This is a genomic window from Prevotella sp. MGM2, assembly GCF_002933955.1.
GTDB lineage: Bacteria > Bacteroidota > Bacteroidia > Bacteroidales > Bacteroidaceae > Alloprevotella.
The window spans coordinates 1-2,222 of sequence record NZ_BEWW01000320.1 but is presented as its reverse complement, the minus strand read 5'-3'; the positions used below and the strand labels follow the sequence as shown (position 1 = coordinate 2,222).

Below are 2,222 nucleotides of genomic sequence, written 5' to 3'. Positions count from 1 at the left end.
GGAAGAGGTACATCACTATCAGGAACGCAACAGCGTGGCCGGTGTACGCCACGAAGTGGCTTGTCTCACCGAACCCGATGAGGGGCTTTACGATGCCATGAACAAAGCGCTCGACATGGCCACAGGCGACTATATCCTCTTTCTTAATGCCGGCGACAAACTGCATGCGCCGACCACTCTCTCCGAAATGGCCGCCACAGCCTCCCGCTACGGACAGACGCGGCCGGCTGTTGTCTACGGTCACACCGACATAGTGGATGAGGACGGACATTTTCTGCATCACCGCCGGCTGGCACCGCCACAACGCCTGTCGTGGCGCTCTTTCTCGTCGGGCATGCTCGTATGCCATCAGGCATTCCTGGCCCGCACCGATCTGGCCCGCCTGGCCCGTTACGACCTGAAATACCGCTTCTCGGCCGACTTTGACTGGTGCATCCGCATCATGCGCGAAGCCCGGCGCCGCAAACTTCCTTTGGCCAACGCGCATGTCGTGGTGGCCGACTATCTGAGCGAAGGAATGACCACCCGAAACCACAAGGCTTCATTGCGTGAGCGTTTTCACATCATGACCCGCCACTACGGCTTGGTGCTCACCGTTTTGCAACATGCCCGTTTTCTGGTACGCCACATGGTGAGAAAATAAAATGGGGCGTCCCGCCTGAGGCAGAATGAAGCGCTGCCCCGTGTATGGCTCTGTTTTCCTTGCAGGGCATTGACAAATCCTCGTCATTACTTTTCCGTAGATCATGTATGAGTCTGTTGAAACCGCCTATGCCCGTGCTGCGGCAGCCTGCGCCCGCCGCGAATACTGTCGGGCCGACTGGCTGCGCAAATTGGCTGCAGGCGGTCTTGAAGATGCCGCCTGCCGGCAGGTGGTGGAGCGGCTGGTGAGCGAAGGCTTTATTGACGAGCTGCGCTATGCCCGCGCTTTTGTACACGATAAGGCGGCTTATAACCGCTGGGGAATGCTTAAAATAAAGCAGGCTCTGCGTCTCAAAGGTCTGTCGGCCGAGGTGGTGGAAGCGGCGCTCGGAACGTTGGAAACTGAAAACTCCGAGCAGACCCTCCGTGAGTTGCTTCAGGCTAAAATGCGCGGCATACGGGCCGCCTCGGCCTATGAACTGCGTGGCAAACTGATGCGTTTCGCTGCCGGGCGCGGTTTTGAACCCGACTGCATATTCCGCGTGATTGACGAACTGGAAATACCCGGCTATGGCGAAGACTGACACCGGCTTTACAACCGTTAATCTTCAGCGCGTTGTAAGGATATGGCTCTTGTCGCCGGAAACACGCCGTCAGTCCCGCCCTTGAATATATCAAACCTTACCTACGATAATGAAACATCTTTACATAGAAACCTACGGCTGCCAGATGAATGTTGCTGACAGCGAGGTGGTGGCCTCTGTCATGCGTATGGCAGGCTACGAACCGTGTGAAACACTTGATGAGGCCGATGCCGTATTCCTCAACACCTGTTCCGTGCGCGACAATGCGGAGCAAAAGATCATACACCGTCTTGAAGCCCTCAACGCTTTGCGCCGGAAAGGCCGCCGTCTCATCATAGGCGTTTTGGGCTGTATGGCTGAACGCGTAAAGGAGGAACTTCTCGAACGTCATCATGCCGATCTTGTTGCCGGTCCCGACGCTTATCTCACGCTGCCCGACCTCATTGCTCAGGCCGAAGCCGGCGTCAAAGCCATGAACATCGAACTCTCCATTACGGAAACCTACCGCGACGTAGTGCCCGAACGCCTGTGCGGCAAGCATATCTCAGGATTCGTGAGCATTATGCGCGGCTGTAACAACTTCTGTCATTATTGCATAGTGCCTTACACCCGAGGGCGGGAACGCTCGCGCGATGTGGAGAGCATCTTGCGCGAAGTCAAGGACCTTGAGGCGCGCGGCTACAAGGAAGTGACCCTGCTGGGGCAGAACGTCAATTCCTATTTGGGGAGCGGCAACGAAGGAGAGGTGAATTTTGCAGCCCTGTTGCGTCTTGTGGCACGTGCCGTGCCGGGCATGCGAATCCGCTTTTCGACTAGCCACCCCAAGGATATGAGTGATGAAACGCTCCGCGTCATAGCCGGTGAACCTAACGTGTGCCGCCACATCCATCTTCCGGTGCAGAGCGGTTCGGACCGGATATTGCAGCTCATGAACCGCAAATATCCCCGTAAGGTATGAGGTCGAAGAGTTTAATTTGAGAAGTTTTAATGAGAAGC

At 56.3% G+C, this 2,222-nt stretch carries 2 protein-coding genes and 1 pseudogene; all 3 read left to right on the top strand.

The window, feature by feature from the left end:
* The coding region (locus tag C5S62_RS12205) for a glycosyltransferase (RefSeq protein WP_104405656.1) at positions 1-643 on the top strand (643 nt) is incomplete at its 5' end.
* Between the two features lie 103 nt (positions 644-746).
* The gene (locus C5S62_RS12200) at positions 747-1,226 is read left to right on the top strand and encodes a regulatory protein RecX (RefSeq protein ID WP_104405655.1); all 480 of its coding nucleotides are present in this window, start codon (positions 747-749) and stop codon (positions 1,224-1,226) included.
* A 109-nt stretch (positions 1,227-1,335) separates the two neighbouring features.
* A pseudogene (locus C5S62_RS12195) lies at positions 1,336-2,178 on the top strand (MiaB/RimO family radical SAM methylthiotransferase); the annotation flags it as partial.
* Positions 2,179-2,222: the final 44 nt, after the last annotated feature.